The following is a 14,456-nucleotide window of genomic DNA, read 5'->3' as shown; positions in this document are numbered from 1 at the left end:
GGGGCGGGCTACCTATAATTCATAAAGATTCCCAAAAAAGCTTAGGACTTTCATATGTATCTGCGTTCAGGAGCATTGGCAGTGGCACTGCTATTGGGGGGCTGTGCGGGTGGCCCTCCCAAGCCGGGCCCAGAGAGCCTGGATCTCGAAGAAACCCCAAACCGTCCCGAGGCCACCAGTACGGCCAGCGATCCCCGTGATCCCTTCCAGAGCGCCAACCGTGCCATGTGGGCGGTCAACTACGACGTGCTTGAGCCCTATGTGGCCCGTCCCGTGGTACACGGCTATGCCCGCTACGTACCGCAGGGGGTGAAGGACGGCATCGACAATTTCGTGGATAACTTCGACGAGCCGAGCAGCATGGTCAACCACCTGCTCACCGGTGACTTGAAAGGCGCGGGCACCAACCTCGGCCGCTTTACCCTCAACACCACCGTGGGTCTGCTCGGGATCTTCGATGTGGCCAAGCATGCCGGTCTCGAGCGCAACATGCTGGAGATGGATACCGTGCTCGGCAAGGCTGACATCGGCGATGGCGCCTACATCATGGTGCCTGTCTACGGCCCGACCACTACCCGTGAGCTGGTGGGCGATACCATAGATACCATCTACTTCCCCTATGCCCTGCTGACCTTCCCGTTGCGGGTGGTGCACTGGGCGCTGGATGGGGTGGGAACGCGAGCCAAGCTGATCGATCAGGAGCGGATCATCGACAACGCGCTCGATCCCTATGCCCTGACCAAGGACTTCTACCTGCAGTACAACGATGGCAAGGTGAGTGGTCGCCAGCCTGAGCTCAAGCAGCAGAAGGGCCAGCAAGATGACAGCAACCTGGACGAGTATCTGGACGAGATAGACCAGTAAGCGTCAGCTACGTGTGAATAAAGAGGGCGCCAGTGGGCGCCCTTCTTGTTGGTTATCAGCCATAAAAAAACGCCCCGCGGTGCGGGGCGTTTTGGCAAGAGCGGGCTATCAGGCAGCCAGGTTCTTGGCCACGAATTCCCAGTTGACCAGGGTCCAGAAGGTTTCCATGTACTTCGGACGCAGGTTGCGGAAATCGATGTAGTAGGCGTGCTCCCACAGGTCGACGGTCAGCAGCGGGGTGGTCCCGGCTTCGGTCAGCGGGCAGCCGGCGTTGGAGGTGTTGACGATGGCCAGGGAGCCGTCGGCTTTCTTCACCAACCAGGTCCAGCTAGAACCGAAGTTGCCGATGGCAGACTTGGTGAACGCATCCTTGAACTCGGCGAAGGAGCCGAAGGCCTTGATGATGGCATCGGCCAGGGCGCCAGTCGGTTCGCCACCGCCGTTCGGGGAGAGGCAGTGCCAGTAGAAGGTGTGGTTCCAGATCTGGGCGGCGTTGTTGAAGACACCACCGGTGGAGGTCTTGATGATCTCTTCCAGAGACTTGCCTTCAAACTCGGTACCCGGCACCAGGTTGTTCAGGTTGACCACGTAGGTGTTGTGGTGCTTGCCGTGGTGATATTCCAGGGTCTCCTGGGAGATGTGCGGTTCCAGAGCATTGATTGCATAGGGCAGAGCGGGAAGTTCGAAAGCCATTTTCTACTCTCCATTGGCTGGACCGTGCGACAGCGACGGTTGCAAGACATTGCGTACTCTTTTCTATTTTGAAAAGAATTGTTGTTAAAATAGGGGCCGAAAGGCCCAAAGCCCGTCGATTGTAGCAGTATCAAAGATGGGCTAACAACTCTTGATTCTCGCCATGACTTGGATCAAGCTGCCACTTATTGACCCATATCTTCTTGCACTTCGCACGGTTTGCCAGTTTGTGGTCTGCCCGGTTTGCAGTAGAATGGCCGCCGAAATCGCTCTAGTGAGGCACCTATGGAAACTATCGAAAAGATCAAACAGCAACTGGCTGACAACCCCATCATCCTCTACATGAAGGGATCCCCCAAGCTGCCCAGCTGCGGTTTCTCTGCCCAGGCTTCCCAGGCCATGATGTCCTGCGGTGAGCCCTTTGCTTACGTCGACATCCTGCAAAACCCGGACATCCGTGCCGAGTTGCCGAAGTTCGCTAACTGGCCCACCTTCCCCCAGCTGTGGGTGGAAGGAGAGTTGGTCGGTGGCTGCGACATCATGATCGAGATGTTCCAGGCCGGTGAGCTGCAGACCCTGATCAAGGAAGTGGCCGCCAAGCACAAGCAAGATGAGGCCGCTGCCGAATAAGGTCGCATCCACATCATGCAAAAGGGGGAGCCAATGGCTCCCCCTTTTTTAATTCAAGCTGACGGCATCAGCCGATGCGTTCGATCCGCGCCATGTAGAAACCGTCGAAGCCGGTCTCGGCCGGGCTGACGGTATGGTCGTCACGCAGCCGGTAGTTGTCGTTGGCGGCCAGGAATTTGTCCACCTGCTGGCGGTTTTCCTGGGGCAGGATGGAGCAGGTTGCATAGACCAGCAGACCGCCGACCTTCACCATCTGGCTGTAGCGCTGCAGGATTTCTTCTTGCAGGGCCATCAGCACCGGCAGGCGCTCGGCGGTGTCGCGCCACTTGGCATCCGGGTTGCGCTTGAGCACGCCCAGGCCGGAGCAGGGCACGTCCAGCAGCACCCGATCGGCGGTGCCCTTGAGGCGCTTGACGGTCTTGCTGCTCTCGATGACCCGGGTTTCCACGTTGTGGGCACCGGCGCGGCGAGCGCGCTGCTTGAGGTTCTCCAGCTTCCACTCTTCCACGTCCATCGCCAGCAGACGGCCCTTGCCGCTCATCATGGCGGCGATGTGCAGGGTCTTGCCACCGGCACCGGCGCAGGCGTCGATGACGCGCATGCCCGGGGTGACCTCAAGAGCAGCGGCGACCAGCTGGGAGCCGGCATCCTGTTGCTCGAACAAGCCATCGGCGAAGGCCTTGGTGCGGAACAGGGCGGCGTCAGAGGTGACCTGCAGGGCGGTCGGCACACCCTCGACCGGTATGGTATTGACCCCTTCTTTGGCCAGAGCGGCTTGCAACTGCTCCAGGGTACCCTTGAGGGTATTGACCCTCAGGTAGCGCTTGGGCATCCAGGCCAGGGCGGCACGTTCGGCAGGCCAGGCGTCACCCAGCTGCTCGCTGCCGAGTTTCTCCAGCCAGCTCGGGCAGCCATCCATCAGCACCGGGTTCTTCTTGGCTTCGCTGAGACGGCGGCGGAAGGCCTCTTCGTTGAAGCGATCCAGAGTCGGGTGGTTCGACTGAGCTATCTTGTGGAAGGCGTGCCAGCTGTGCAGCAGCGGCCAGACGTTCTTCGAGGCCTGACGCACCTGGATGCCGGTCAGGGCGCAATAGAGGCTGAGGCGGCGCAGCAGATCGCCGGTGACCAGGGCAATCCTTGCCTGTTCTTGCGGTTTGAGTTCGATGCCGGAGAAGTGACGGGCATAGGCTCTGTCCAGGGTGAGACCCTGGGCCAATACATCGTCAACGATGGCAACGACCAGATCCCCGGAACGGGGCAACAGTGGGGACTTGAGCATGAGATTAACCTTGGCCAAAAAAGGATGAACCGGCCCCGTAGCACAGGGGGTTCTGAAACGGACAAATCCGCGCAATGATAGGGGTTAGACCGCGTTGGCGCAACCGTCCCCATACGGGGAATGTACAGCGGATGGCGCTGGACTTATCGGCGTGGCGGGAAAATGATGTTGGGCAGTTCGGGCGAACGCATTAAAAAAGGAATTAAAAAGATGCCGTTGATGAAACATTCTCCGTTGGTGCTGATGATGGCCGGGCTGCTGGCCTCCAGCGGCCTTGCCGCCAAGGAGTGGAACACGGTCGCGGCGCGAGCCACTGCCGCCGATGGCTACGAGGTGCGAGCCAGCCAATACAGAATCGCCACCGTGCCCGCGGATCACTTCGCCGGCTTGCTGGCGGGGGAGTCGCGGTTGACCCTGCCCCTGCCGGACGGCAACGAGGTCGTTTTCAGCCTGCAATCTTATGATCTGCTGCCTGCGGATCTGGCCGCCAAGTATCCCGACATCCGGGCCTTCAAGGGATACAACGAGTCCAGCCCGGTGGAGACGGGGCGCTTCGATCTGGGGCCGCAGGGCTTCCACGCCATGTTCAGTCATCAGGGCAAGATGGTTTTCGTCGATCCCCTGCGCAATGGGGAAGGCTACGCCGTCTATTACCAGCAGGATGCCCACAGCCGGCTGGAAGAGGAGGCAGACAGCGTCATCGGTAGCCAGGCCAGAACGCTGGCGCGCCAGGTGCTGGTGGATGGCAACGAGCGCAAGCGTTACGTCATCGCCATCTCGGCGGCGGCTGAGTACACCCAGTACCATGGCGGCACAGTGGTTGCCGGGCTGGGGGCCATCGCCACCCTGCTCAACCGGGTCAACGAGGTGTATCAGCGCGACGTCGCCGCCGAGTTCCAGCTCGCCAGTGGCAACGACACCATCATCTACACGGATACCGCGTCCGATCCCTTCAGAAACGATGACAACGACATCGACATCAACGTCGCCGTGCAACAAGCCGCCCAGACCCAGGCCGGCCCCAAACTCGGCGCCTTCGACATCGGTCACGTGGTCAACACCGGGGGAGGTGGTCTGGCGCAGCTCGACTCGCTGTGCGGGGGCAGCGAGAAATCGGCCGGCATGACGGGCTCCCCCAACCCGGTGGGAGATGCCTTCTTCATCGACTATGTGGCCCACGAGATTGGCCACCAGTTTGGCGCCGAGCACACCTTCAACGGCACCACCGGCAGTTGTGGCGGCGGCAACCGCTCCCCCGGCCAGGCCTGGGAGCCCGGCAGTGGCAGCTCCATCATGGCCTATGCCGGGATCTGCGGTGCCGAGAACCTGCAGCCCAACAGCCTGCCCTATTTCCACAGCAAATCCATCGAGCAGATGCGGGCCCGCATGGCGGCCGTGCCGAGTTGCGGCACTGCCCTGAGCCTGGTCAACAATGCGCCCCAGGCGGCCGGCGGCGGCGATTATGTGATCCCGGCCAATACCCCCTTCGTGCTCAAGGGGGCCGGGGCCGATCTGGACCAGGATCCCCTGACCTACACCTGGGAGCAGATCGATCTGGGCACCGAGTCCTTCAGCGCCGCCAGCATGGTGGACGATGGCAGTCGTCCGCTGTTCCGCTTCGTGGCGCCGACGGCGGTACCGGAGCGCGTGCTGCCAAGCCTGCCCTCCCTGCTCTCCAATACCCTGGCGAAGGGGGAGGCCTGGCCCGCCACCAACCGGGATCTCAACTTCCGTCTCACGGTGCGCGATGGCAAGGGCGGGGTTGCCAGCGATGACATGAAGATCCAGGTGGTTAACACCGGCAAGGCATTTGGCCTGACCAGCCCGCTCATCACGCCGCTCGCGGCGGGCCATAGCCAGACCATCAGCTGGGAAGTGGCGGGCACCAATGCAGCCCCCATCAACTGCAGCAGGGTGGATCTCGCCATGACCCGGGACGAGGGGACGAGCTGGATCCCGCTTGCGAGCGGCCAGCCGAACTCTGGCTCGGCCAGCGTCACCATCCCGGCCGGCAATGATGGCACCGCCAGATTGAGGGTCGCCTGCAGCGACAATATCTTCTTCGCCATCAGCCCGCTCAAGCTGTCGGTGACTCAGCGGGTGGAAGAGGGCGGTGGCGGCGGTGGTGCCCTCGGCCTCTGGACCCTGGCACTGGCCCTGCTGGGCTGGCAACGGAGACGGGGATGAGGGCCGGTTACGCCCTGCTGCTAGCTTTGCTTGCGGGTTGCCAGGCGGATGCCGGCACCCTGGAGCAGGCCGTGGAGCAGAGTCTGTCCCTGCAGGATTACCGGCTGATCGTGCGGGCCGGGCGCGGCGAGGTGGCCCCCGGCATCCCGGCTGAGGCGCAAGCCGAGGCCAAGGCGCGCTGCGGCGTGCGCTACCTCGATGGGCTGGGGGATGTGATAAGGCCCGAGCAGAAAGAGGATCACGCCAAGCTCAGCGCCTATGCCGCCGAGTACAACCAGCGCATGCTGGCGCACTGCCCCAAGGCGTCGCCGCCGGAGAAATAGGCTCGCCTGCGAGGTGACGACTATGAAGGGAGGCCAAGGCCTCCCTTCCTTCATTTTCGGGCCCCGATTTGCGGGAATTCGGGCTTGTACCCTCGGCGTGCTCGTCGCACAATGCCCCCATGCAGGGCCGCACGGGCGGCAAAGAGAGAAGGAAAATCAAGATGATGGACGTAGCCGATCTGCGCCGTGAATACACCAGGGGCGGATTGCACCGGGCCGATCTGCCGGCCCAGCCCCTCGAGCTGTTCGAGAAATGGCTGGCCCAGGCCTGCGAGGCCAAGCTGACGGATCCCACCGCCATGGTGGTGGCGACCGTGGACGCCGATGGCCAGCCCTGGCAGCGCACCGTGCTGCTCAAGCACTACGACGCCCTTGGCATGGTGTTCTACACCAACATGGGCAGCCGCAAGGCGGGCCAGCTCGAGGGCAACCCCCGCATCAGCCTGCACTTCCCCTGGCACACCCTGGACCGTCAGGTGCACGTCACCGGTCGGGTGGAGAAGCTCGGCACCCTGGAGGTAATGAAGTACTTCCACAGCCGCCCGAAAGACAGCCAGATCGCGGCCTGGGTCTCCCAGCAGTCGTCCCGTATCTCGGCCCGCGGCGTGCTGGAGGCCAAGTTCCTCGAACTCAAGCAGAAGTTTGCCAAGGGCGAGGTGCCGCTGCCGAGCTTCTGGGGTGGCTATCGCGTCGTCATCGACACAGTGGAGTTCTGGCAGGGGGGCGAGCATCGCCTGCACGATCGCTTCTACTACAGCCGGGAAGGGGAAGGTTGGCAGATAGAGCGACTGGCCCCCTGATGAACATCGCCAGGCTCAAGAACTTCACCGAGATAGTGAAGAACAACTTCAATATCTCGGCGACGGCGGAGAAGCTTTACACCTCCCAGCCGACCCTCAGCAAGCAGATGAAGATGCTGGAGGATGAGCTGGGGCTGGCGCTGTTTACCCGCAAGGGCAAGAACCTCGTCGGCCTGACCCCCATGGGGGAGCAGGTGATGGAGCTGGCCAAGGGGGTGGTGGCCCAGGTGGATCAGATAGGCCAGCTCTCCTCCCGCGAGCAGCTCGCCACCAGCGGGGTGCTGCGCATCGCTACCACCCACACCATGGCGCGCTACAAGCTGCCGGCGGCGATCACGGCCTTCTTCCGCCGCTATCCCGAGGTCACCCTCCACCTGCATCAGGGGGCGCCGGCCCAGCTCGCCCAGATGGTGCAAAACGGGGACGTGGAGATGGCCATCGCCACCGAGTCCATGCACCTGTTCGACGAGTTGGCAACTGTGCCCTGTTACCGCTGGGGCCGCAGCGTGGTGGTGCCTCACGGCCACCCGCTCATCGACTGCCAACCGCTCTCCATGGCAGATCTGGCCCGCTATCCCCTCATCACCTATGTGTTCGGCTTCACCGGCCGCTCCAAGATGGACAAGGCCTTTGGTCGCCACGGCCTCAGCCCCCGCATCGTGCTGACCGCCACCGACACCGATATCATCAAGCACTATGTGCGCCTCGGCATGGGGGTGGGGGTGATCGCGAGTTCGGCCTTCGACGAGGGGGACAAGGGGAGTCTGGTCGCTCTCAACATCGATCATTTGATCGCCTCGAGCGCGGTCCACATTTGCCTGCGCAGGCACGTGCATCTGCGCGACTACATGTATGACTTCATCCACCTCTTCGCCCCCCACGTGAGTCGGGAGACGGTGCAGCTGTCGCTCATCAACCAGCCGCCGGCCACCAATCTGGCGATCCTGCCCTGGCTCTGAGATGAGTCTCTGGCTGCAGACAAAGCGACTGCTTTGGGTAAAAAAAGAGAGGCCATTGGCCTCTATTTTCATTGGGTGGTAGTGTTTCAAGCTGCCTCGTTCGCCTGAGTCGGCGCAGAGTTGAGCCCCATTCAGCAGGCCGTCGTCCAAGCCGTGGGGATTGGTGCGGATCGCAGCCGTTCCCCTTGGTCTGGCAGGCGCTACCTGCTCAAGGTTGCTCTCAAGCCGTGCGGGTCGCCAGGTTGACGAAGATCTGGGCGCCAATCAGCAGGCAGTCGTCGTCCAGATAGTAGGGGTTGGCGTGCAGGTAGTTGCAGATCCCCTTGGCCTGGCAGCCGCTGCCGAGGAAGAACATGGCGCCCATGCGGTCCGGGGTGGCGTTGATCATGTAACTGAAGTCCTCACTGCCGGTCATGGGCTGGCCCTGTGCATTGATGCCCTCGGCGGGCAGCACGCTGGCGGCGGCTCGTTGCAGCCGCTCGCAGGCGGCGGCGTGGTTCTCCACCGCCGGGTAGCCAGCGTAGCTCATGCTGGTCTTGAAGCCGCGCAATTCGCTCTGGGCGACGATGTCCTTGAAGCTGTTTTTCAGGATCTGGTCGGTCTCGGCGTCCATGGCGCGGATGGTGCCGCGGGCCTGCACGTGGTCGGCCACCGCGTTGGGGATGGTGCCGCCGTTGATCATGCCGCAGCCAAATACCGCCGGGCTGAACGGGCTGGTGCGCTTGGCGACGATGTAGTCCATGTCCTCGATGATGCGCACCGCCTCGCGGATGGCATCCAGTCCCTTGTGGGGGGTCGAGCCGTGGGCCGAGATGCCGTGCACCTCCAGGGTCCAGGCCGAGCCCCAGGAGGACATGACGCCGCGGTTGAACTTGATGGTGCCGGTCTCCATGGCGCCGTCGTTGTGCAGGGCGTAGACCTCGTCCACCCCCGCCATGCAGCCGAGCTCCACCATCTTGCCGGCACCCGGCACCCGCATGTCTTCTTCGGCCATCTGGAAGATGATGCGCAGGTTGTAGCCAAGGCGCTCCGGGTGCTGGGCCAGAAACCTGGCGGTGGTGAGCGCGATCGCCATGTGGGAGTCGTGACCGCAGTTGTGGGCCATGCCCTCATGGGTGGACTTGAACGCCACCTCGCTCATGTCGTGCATCTCGAGGCCATCCATGTCGGCGCGAAACGCAATGGTGGGCAGGCTGGGGTCGATGTGCAGATCGCCGTGAAAACCGGTGAAGCCCGGATAGTCGGTGATCCGGTAGCCGAATTGCTCCATCAGTTCGCGGCAGTAGGCCGAGGTCTTGAATTCGGCGCCCGAGTATTCCGGGATGCGGTGCAGATGGTGGCGCACCTCCTGGCTGAAGTCACGCAGGGCAAGCAGGTCAGGTTCGATGTGGTAGTGGTGCATCAGATGATCCCTTGAATGGAGAAGCCGAGTTGGGCAACCAGCGAGGCGCCGAAGAAGCAGCAGGTGGAGACGATCATGAAGATGAGGATCACCTTCCAGGACATCTTCTTGAGCTCCTCGAGCTGACCGCCGACGGAGAGGCCGGCGAAGGCCAGCAGTGGCACACAGCAGGAGAGGAAGGAGATCTTCCCGACCGCGTCGATGAACAGGCCGCGCACCGGCGTCTCCGGCAGGCAGATGAGAATGCCGATGATGGTGGCATAGGCAAAGGCCGGCAGGGAGGAGGGCAGGTAACGCTTGGCCACCAGGGAGGCGAACACCACCAGCGCCATGGCGACGAAGCTGTCCCCCATCTGCCACAGCGGCAGGCCGGTGGTCAGGGTCTGGGTAAACATGGCCAGCAGGATCGCCAGGAAGACGAAGCGCATATCCATCACGATGCTTTTCATGCTTGCTCTCCTTTGGAGGTCATGGCGAAGATCTTCTCGGCGAGCGGCAGCCCCAGATAGGTGAGGGAGAGGGCGCCGAGCGCAGAGGAAAGCAGGTTGGAGGCGGCGGCGATGCTCAGCACCTGCTGGGCCAGTGCCTCGTCCAGGCCGTTGATCAGGGCGCCGGAGGCGGCACTCAGCATGGAGCCGGAGCCGACCCCGGAGCCGGCGGCCAGGGCCAGCGGATGCAGACCGGTGAGCGGGGCTATGCTGCCGAGCACGCTGAACCAAAGGGTGCCGATGACGGAGCCGCACAGGTAGATGGCGAGCACGCCGATGTACTCCTGGGAGCCGGTGCCGAACTTGCCCTGAATGACCGCGACCGAGGGTTCACGGCTGATGGAGGAGCAGGCCCCGATGGCGCGGCGACCGAAGCCGAACTTCACCGCCAGCGGGATGGCGATGAGGATGGGCAGCAGATTGCCTATCTCCTGCAGGAAGAGGGGCACCCCGACGCTCAGGATCATCTTGAGGTTGGGGATGATCATGCCGGCGTACTGGGTGCCGAGGATCAGCAGGCTGAAGCCCACCATCTTGCCGCAGAAGCCCTCTTCTTTTTCGGTGAAGAGCTGCTTCCAGCCCGGGATGCGATCCTTGACGGGCTTGGCGGAGACTATCATGCCGATGATGACGGCGAACAGCATGGGCAGGATGGGAATGATGGCGATGCCGATCCTGATCTCTTGCTTCCCGATCAGGTATTGGGCCACGAAGATCAGCAGGGCGGTCGCCAGGGTACTGACTAACACCGTTTTGAGGGGGCTGGTTTGCTGCATAGTGTGTTCTCTTGTTATGCGTTGTCATTCATGCGCCTGGGCGGGTGGCGCAAGATGGGGGCATGATAGGAAGGAGGAGGCCCCATTAATGTGACGTTCATCAAGCTTGGCATATGGCATTTTTTCATGGGGTATGCCGTTTAACCGCGTCAAACATAGGGTTTAACAGCGAGTTAGCAGCAGGCTATGCTGCCTGTTTGCAGGATGTCCTGACGGTGGAAAATGGCGCGCCGCGGGGATCCGGATCTGATTCGCGTGATGGTAGTCGGCCATCGTCGCTGTGCGGCTCACAGGAGGGGAGTGATGGAGTTGTTGATCGAGGGGGGGCTCTGGCAACCCCACTGGCTGGTGGCATTGCAGGACTGGCGCGCACGGGGGCACCGCTGGCAGCTGCTGCAGAGCAAGCGGGCCGCGCACTATCCCGAGGGCGAGCCGATGCCCTGGGCGGCCTGCCCGCCGGACGGCATCCTCTCGGCCAGCGCCTTGCTCGCCGCCTGGCTGGACGGGGACGAGGCGCCCGTGATGGCAGAGGATCCTAGCCAGCGGATCCTCATCAGCGCCTCCTCCGCCCTGCTGATCCTGGCCAAGGAGAGCGGTCTGCTCACCCTGGGCCCCCTGGGGGCGGATCTCGCGCTCAATGCCGGCGACGATCTGGCCGCCGTGCTGGGGCGGCTACTCGCCCGGCGCTTCGTTATCCCCGAACTGCGCGAAGCGTCAGGCTCCCTGGTGCTGCGGCCATTGCGGGCGGAGGATGAGGCCGACATAGCCCGTTACTGCGCCGACGCCGCGCTCGCTCGCTACACCCTCAACATTCCTCACCCCTATCCCGCCGAGGCGGCCCGCGACTGGCTGGCCCTGAGCGGGCGAAAAGCGGCCCTCGGATTGGGCTGGAGCTGGGCGCTGACCCTGCCGGACTATGCTGAACCCGCGCCCCTGATCGGCGTCATCTCCCTGCACTGGCAGGGCGAGCTGGCCTGGTGGGTGGGGGTGCCCTGGCAGAACCGGGGGCTGGCCACCCGGGCGGCGCTGCTGGTGGCCGCGTTTGCGTTCGAGGTGGTGAGGCTGCCGGCCCTGACCGCCCGCCATCTGCCGGACAACCTCGCCTCCGGCCGGGTGATGGCCAAGCTTGGCATGCACTATGGCGGCCGCCGTAGCGGAGGGGATCGCTATCCCGGTGAGTTGAGCCACTGGCGGCGGGATCGCGACCTCGCGCTGCCCGAGCCGGTGCGGGCGGGACTGGCACCCTGGCTCGCGGACTCGCAGGTGGCGGTGGTCATACTGCACGGTGCCTGGGGCCGGGGAGAAGAAGGCGGCGCGCTGGAGCTGGCCCTGTTCATGGATAACGCCGAGGTGGCGAGCGAGCGGGCCAGTATCGCGGGGATAGAGGTGGTGATCCGGCGCCATCCCTTTGCCTGGCTGGCGCGCAGCGACCCCTGGCAAGAGTCCCATGGCGGTGGCATCTTGCTGAAAGAGCGGGGGGAGTCGGGGCTGGCTTACCTGCTGCGGCTGCTCGGCGAGCGGTGATGGCCGGCTGTGTCGATGGGATCTGTCGCTCTTGCCATTCGTTTTCCTGAGTCCGCCCTCCCATTTTCGAGCAAAGGAATTCAAGCCGGGCCCGACTTCTGTGAAATAATGGCCGCCCTGCTGTACGAGGAGTAACGCTGTATGTTGAGAACCGAGCGCCCCGGCGACATGCTGCCAGTCTATGAGCTGGTGAGCGCCGCCTTTGGCCGTAGCGACGAGGCCGAGCTGGTCAATCGCCTGCGCGAGTGTGGCGCCGCCGTGGTCACCATGGTCGAAGAGGAAGAGTACGAGTTCATGGGGCACCTGATGCTAAGCCCGATCACCATTAACGGTCAGGACGGCCCCTGGCTCGGTCTGGCGCCGGTGGCCGTGCATCCTGACTGGCAGGGGCAGGGCATCGGCTCGGATCTGGTGCGAGAGGGGCTGGACACGGCGCTCGAGATGGACTGGAAGGCGGTGGTGGTGCTCGGCGATCCGGCCTACTACGCCCGTTTCGGTTTCCGCCCGGCCAGCGACTTCGGCCTGCACTGCATCTACGAGGTGCCCGCCGACTGTTTCATGGCGATGGAACTGCAACAGGGGGGTCTCACCGGCCTGCAGGGTGAGGTGCTCTATCACCCCCTGTTTGACGAGATGGAAGAGGAGTAGGCTCGCCAATCCATCCCGGCACGCCGATGTGACAATGCCGTTCATTTGAACGGCATTATCGTAGATGGTGGTCTGATATCGGTCAGGTTACTGGGCCAGGGATTTCAGTTGCAGCTTGTCCGGTGGATTGTTCCAGTCGATGGGGCCGTGGGTGAAGCGATATTGCAGCCTGGGCAGGCTCAGCTCCAGCCACTCCTCCCGGAAGTAGGCATAGCCCTGATCCCAGTCAGGATCATTGGCCCAGCCGGTTTGCAGGAAATGGAGCCGGGTACCCTGACCCTCCGGCACGAAGCGCAGGCTGACCTGGGTTTTTTGCTGGCGGATATGGTGGAACTGGGGAGGGAAATTCCAGCTGAAGCTGAGCAAGTCATGGGGCATGACCGCCATCACCCGGCATCCTTCACTGCCGCGTTCCCCCAGCGGAGCGTCGGGCCTGAAGTAAATTTCGAAAGGGCCGTTGGGCTCCGGCACCATCAGGCACTCCGGTGCCAGAAAGCTGCGCAGCCCGCTCTCGGTGGTCCAGGCCCGCCAGACATCGTCGATGTGAGCCGGAACCAGAATGCTGCCTTCTATCTGTTTGTTATCCATAAATCAGTGAACCTCAAACCAGTCATGGACGGGGCTCAGGCAGTATAGCCCCAGAGCTGATTAAATTGGCAGCCCTCTGTCACAGCATTACGTATTCAAGAGGGTCTATTTTGCCCATTTGACACGGCGACAGGATCCATTGAAAGTGAGAGCACATGGTCACGTGAATCAAGGATGCAGGCATGATTAGAAGGATGCGAGACACGGATGTGCCCATGCTGGCCCAGCTGTTTCTCAAAGGGCGGCGACAGGCGTTTCTCTGTCACAGCATTACGTATTCAAGAGGGTCTATTTTGCCCATTTGACACGGCGACAGGATCCATTGAAAGTGAGAGCACATGGTCACGTGAATCAAGGATGCAGGCATGATTAGAAGGATGCGAGACACGGATGTACCCATGCTGGCCCAGCTGTTTCTCAAAGGGCGGCGACAGGCGTTTCATTGGGTCGAACCCTCGCTGTTCTTGTTGAGCGACTTTGTCGAGCAGACCCGGGGCGAGCAGATCTGGGTGGCCGAGCAGGGTGGCACCCCCTGTGGCTTCGTCTCGATTTGGGGCGAGGACAACTTCGTGCACCATCTGTATGTGTCGGCCGACTGGCACGGGCAGGGGGTGGGACGGGCCTTGCTGGCCGAGGGAACGGCAGGCTTTGCAACCCCCGCATCCCTCAAGGTGGCCACCCGCAACACCACGGCGCTGGCGTTTTATCATCGACTGGGCTGGCAAAATACGGACGAGACGGGCGACTGCGATATCACGGGTCCCTGGCGCAAATTGATCCTGATGGCCGACGATTAGTCTCTCACCTCCCTCCAGGGCACGAGCGAAAGCCTTGGAGCCCTGACGGCAGGCTTTCTGGCACTCGAGATAAAAAAAGGCCACGTCTTGCGAAGTGGCCTTTTCCAAAACTCTGGATGGGGGAGTTTGAATCTCGGTGGTAATATATTGTTTTTGATTTGTTTTTTGGTTCGTACAGTGGCGCTGGCTGTTGCACTGATTTGAAAGGCACCCCCAATCTGGCCTGGTTATAGGGGAGATCGTGCATGTTGGTGAAATAGCCTTTCAGCGGGTGCGGGTTCAGATATAACCCTGCTGCGCTGCGGGACAAGGCCATGACTGTGCGCCAACAGTTGAGTGTGACGCGCTTTGTATGAACCTGTTCAAGCGATTCCTGAAGCTGGTACCCGGTGCCGACCCTCTGCCGGTCGTTACCGTCACAGCCGCCAGCTCGACTACAACAATGCTCGAAACGCTGGCAGGTGGTTCCGCACAGTGCGCGGTGTCAGGGTAGAGATC

At 62.4% G+C, this 14,456-nt stretch carries 15 protein-coding genes; 9 read left to right on the top strand and 6 right to left on the bottom strand.

The window, feature by feature from the left end; genetic code table 11:
• Window positions 1-54 precede the first annotated feature (54 nt).
• Window positions 55-864 carry an MlaA family lipoprotein gene (locus ACZ9IL_RS11285; RefSeq protein WP_476003602.1) on the top strand — a complete coding sequence of 270 codons (810 nt, stop codon included), beginning with the start codon at window positions 55-57 and terminating at the stop codon, window positions 862-864.
• Between the two features lie 108 nt (window positions 865-972).
• Here ACZ9IL_RS11285 and sodB read toward each other — a convergent pair whose 3' ends face one another.
• Window positions 973-1,557 carry a superoxide dismutase [Fe] gene (gene sodB, locus ACZ9IL_RS11280; RefSeq protein WP_042642207.1) on the bottom strand — a complete coding sequence of 195 codons (585 nt, stop codon included), beginning with the start codon at window positions 1,555-1,557 and terminating at the stop codon, window positions 973-975.
• Window positions 1,558-1,842: 285 nt separating this feature from the next.
• Between sodB and ACZ9IL_RS11275 the strand changes: the two genes are divergently transcribed.
• Window positions 1,843-2,187 (top strand): Grx4 family monothiol glutaredoxin, encoded by a 345-nt coding sequence (locus ACZ9IL_RS11275; RefSeq protein WP_042642206.1) that lies wholly within the window; start codon window positions 1,843-1,845, stop codon window positions 2,185-2,187.
• Between the two features lie 67 nt (window positions 2,188-2,254).
• On the opposite strand, the gene ACZ9IL_RS11270 is transcribed toward ACZ9IL_RS11275, so the two are convergent.
• Complete coding sequence (locus tag ACZ9IL_RS11270; protein WP_042642204.1) at window positions 2,255-3,466, bottom strand: RsmB/NOP family class I SAM-dependent RNA methyltransferase; 1,212 nt, start codon at window positions 3,464-3,466, stop codon at window positions 2,255-2,257.
• Between the two features lie 210 nt (window positions 3,467-3,676).
• Between ACZ9IL_RS11270 and ACZ9IL_RS11265 the strand changes: the two genes are divergently transcribed.
• From ACZ9IL_RS11265 to ACZ9IL_RS11250, 4 genes are all read left to right on the top strand, one after another.
• On the top strand, window positions 3,677-5,653 hold the full coding sequence (locus ACZ9IL_RS11265; RefSeq protein ID WP_476003601.1) for a reprolysin-like metallopeptidase: 1,977 nt from the start codon (window positions 3,677-3,679) through the stop codon (window positions 5,651-5,653).
• A complete protein-coding gene (locus tag ACZ9IL_RS11260) occupies window positions 5,650-5,976 on the top strand; it encodes a hypothetical protein (protein WP_476003600.1) in 327 nt (108 codons plus the stop codon). The genes ACZ9IL_RS11265 and ACZ9IL_RS11260 overlap by 4 nt, the downstream gene beginning before the upstream one ends.
• Before the next feature lie 161 nt (window positions 5,977-6,137).
• Entirely contained in the window at window positions 6,138-6,776 is a 639-nt protein-coding gene (gene pdxH, locus ACZ9IL_RS11255; protein ID WP_476003599.1) for a pyridoxamine 5'-phosphate oxidase, read from the top strand.
• Window positions 6,776-7,735, top strand: a complete 960-nt coding sequence (locus tag ACZ9IL_RS11250; RefSeq protein WP_476003598.1) for a LysR substrate-binding domain-containing protein — start codon at window positions 6,776-6,778, stop codon at window positions 7,733-7,735. The genes pdxH and ACZ9IL_RS11250 overlap by 1 nt, the downstream gene beginning before the upstream one ends.
• Window positions 7,736-7,955: 220 nt before the next feature.
• Here the strand turns inward: ACZ9IL_RS11250 and ACZ9IL_RS11245 are convergent, their stop codons facing one another.
• From ACZ9IL_RS11245 to ACZ9IL_RS11235, 3 genes are read right to left on the bottom strand one after another with little or no spacing between them, the layout of a single operon-like run.
• Window positions 7,956-9,137 (bottom strand): M20 metallopeptidase family protein, encoded by a 1,182-nt coding sequence (locus tag ACZ9IL_RS11245; protein WP_476003597.1) that lies wholly within the window; start codon window positions 9,135-9,137, stop codon window positions 7,956-7,958.
• Complete coding sequence (locus ACZ9IL_RS11240; protein ID WP_476003596.1) at window positions 9,137-9,586, bottom strand: hypothetical protein; 450 nt, start codon at window positions 9,584-9,586, stop codon at window positions 9,137-9,139. Before ACZ9IL_RS11240 ends, ACZ9IL_RS11245 begins: the two co-directional genes overlap by 1 nt.
• Window positions 9,583-10,401: a DUF3100 domain-containing protein gene (locus tag ACZ9IL_RS11235; RefSeq protein WP_476003595.1), complete on the bottom strand. Its 819-nt coding sequence runs from the start codon at window positions 10,399-10,401 to the stop codon at window positions 9,583-9,585. Before ACZ9IL_RS11235 ends, ACZ9IL_RS11240 begins: the two co-directional genes overlap by 4 nt.
• Before the next feature lie 303 nt (window positions 10,402-10,704).
• Between ACZ9IL_RS11235 and ACZ9IL_RS11230 the strand changes: the two genes are divergently transcribed.
• Window positions 10,705-11,925: a GNAT family N-acetyltransferase gene (locus tag ACZ9IL_RS11230; protein WP_476003594.1), complete on the top strand. Its 1,221-nt coding sequence runs from the start codon at window positions 10,705-10,707 to the stop codon at window positions 11,923-11,925.
• Window positions 11,926-12,066: 141 nt separating this feature from the next.
• Window positions 12,067-12,573 carry a GNAT family N-acetyltransferase gene (locus ACZ9IL_RS11225; RefSeq protein ID WP_476003593.1) on the top strand — a complete coding sequence of 169 codons (507 nt, stop codon included), beginning with the start codon at window positions 12,067-12,069 and terminating at the stop codon, window positions 12,571-12,573.
• Window positions 12,574-12,660: 87 nt separating this feature from the next.
• Here the strand turns inward: ACZ9IL_RS11225 and ACZ9IL_RS11220 are convergent, their stop codons facing one another.
• Entirely contained in the window at window positions 12,661-13,161 is a 501-nt protein-coding gene (locus ACZ9IL_RS11220; RefSeq protein ID WP_476003592.1) for an SRPBCC family protein, read from the bottom strand.
• A gap of 365 nt (window positions 13,162-13,526) precedes the next feature.
• Between ACZ9IL_RS11220 and ACZ9IL_RS11215 the strand changes: the two genes are divergently transcribed.
• Window positions 13,527-13,958, top strand: a complete 432-nt coding sequence (locus ACZ9IL_RS11215) for an N-acetyltransferase family protein (protein WP_476003591.1) — start codon at window positions 13,527-13,529, stop codon at window positions 13,956-13,958.
• Window positions 13,959-14,456 lie beyond the last annotated feature (498 nt).

It is taken from the genome of Aeromonas sp. TECH754 (assembly GCF_056279295.1).
This window is presented reverse-complemented; position numbering and strand designations above follow the sequence as displayed.

What these genes read in the sequence shown, in the direction of transcription:
- ACZ9IL_RS11285 (WP_476003602.1), top strand. Translation starts at nt 55, where the DNA reads ATGTATCTGCGTTCAGGAGCATTGGCAGTGGCACTGCTATTGGGGGGC.
- sodB (WP_042642207.1), bottom strand. Translation starts at nt 1,557, where the DNA reads ATGGCTTTCGAACTTCCCGCTCTGCCCTATGCAATCAATGCTCTGGAA.
- ACZ9IL_RS11275 (WP_042642206.1), top strand. Translation starts at nt 1,843, where the DNA reads ATGGAAACTATCGAAAAGATCAAACAGCAACTGGCTGACAACCCCATC.
- ACZ9IL_RS11270 (WP_042642204.1), bottom strand. Translation starts at nt 3,466, where the DNA reads ATGCTCAAGTCCCCACTGTTGCCCCGTTCCGGGGATCTGGTCGTTGCC.
- ACZ9IL_RS11265 (WP_476003601.1), top strand. Translation starts at nt 3,677, where the DNA reads ATGCCGTTGATGAAACATTCTCCGTTGGTGCTGATGATGGCCGGGCTG.
- ACZ9IL_RS11260 (WP_476003600.1), top strand. Translation starts at nt 5,650, where the DNA reads ATGAGGGCCGGTTACGCCCTGCTGCTAGCTTTGCTTGCGGGTTGCCAG.
- pdxH (WP_476003599.1), top strand. Translation starts at nt 6,138, where the DNA reads ATGATGGACGTAGCCGATCTGCGCCGTGAATACACCAGGGGCGGATTG.
- ACZ9IL_RS11250 (WP_476003598.1), top strand. Translation starts at nt 6,776, where the DNA reads ATGAACATCGCCAGGCTCAAGAACTTCACCGAGATAGTGAAGAACAAC.
- ACZ9IL_RS11245 (WP_476003597.1), bottom strand. Translation starts at nt 9,137, where the DNA reads ATGCACCACTACCACATCGAACCTGACCTGCTTGCCCTGCGTGACTTC.
- ACZ9IL_RS11240 (WP_476003596.1), bottom strand. Translation starts at nt 9,586, where the DNA reads ATGAAAAGCATCGTGATGGATATGCGCTTCGTCTTCCTGGCGATCCTG.
- ACZ9IL_RS11235 (WP_476003595.1), bottom strand. Translation starts at nt 10,401, where the DNA reads ATGCAGCAAACCAGCCCCCTCAAAACGGTGTTAGTCAGTACCCTGGCG.
- ACZ9IL_RS11230 (WP_476003594.1), top strand. Translation starts at nt 10,705, where the DNA reads ATGGAGTTGTTGATCGAGGGGGGGCTCTGGCAACCCCACTGGCTGGTG.
- ACZ9IL_RS11225 (WP_476003593.1), top strand. Translation starts at nt 12,067, where the DNA reads ATGTTGAGAACCGAGCGCCCCGGCGACATGCTGCCAGTCTATGAGCTG.
- ACZ9IL_RS11220 (WP_476003592.1), bottom strand. Translation starts at nt 13,161, where the DNA reads ATGGATAACAAACAGATAGAAGGCAGCATTCTGGTTCCGGCTCACATC.
- ACZ9IL_RS11215 (WP_476003591.1), top strand. Translation starts at nt 13,527, where the DNA reads ATGATTAGAAGGATGCGAGACACGGATGTACCCATGCTGGCCCAGCTG.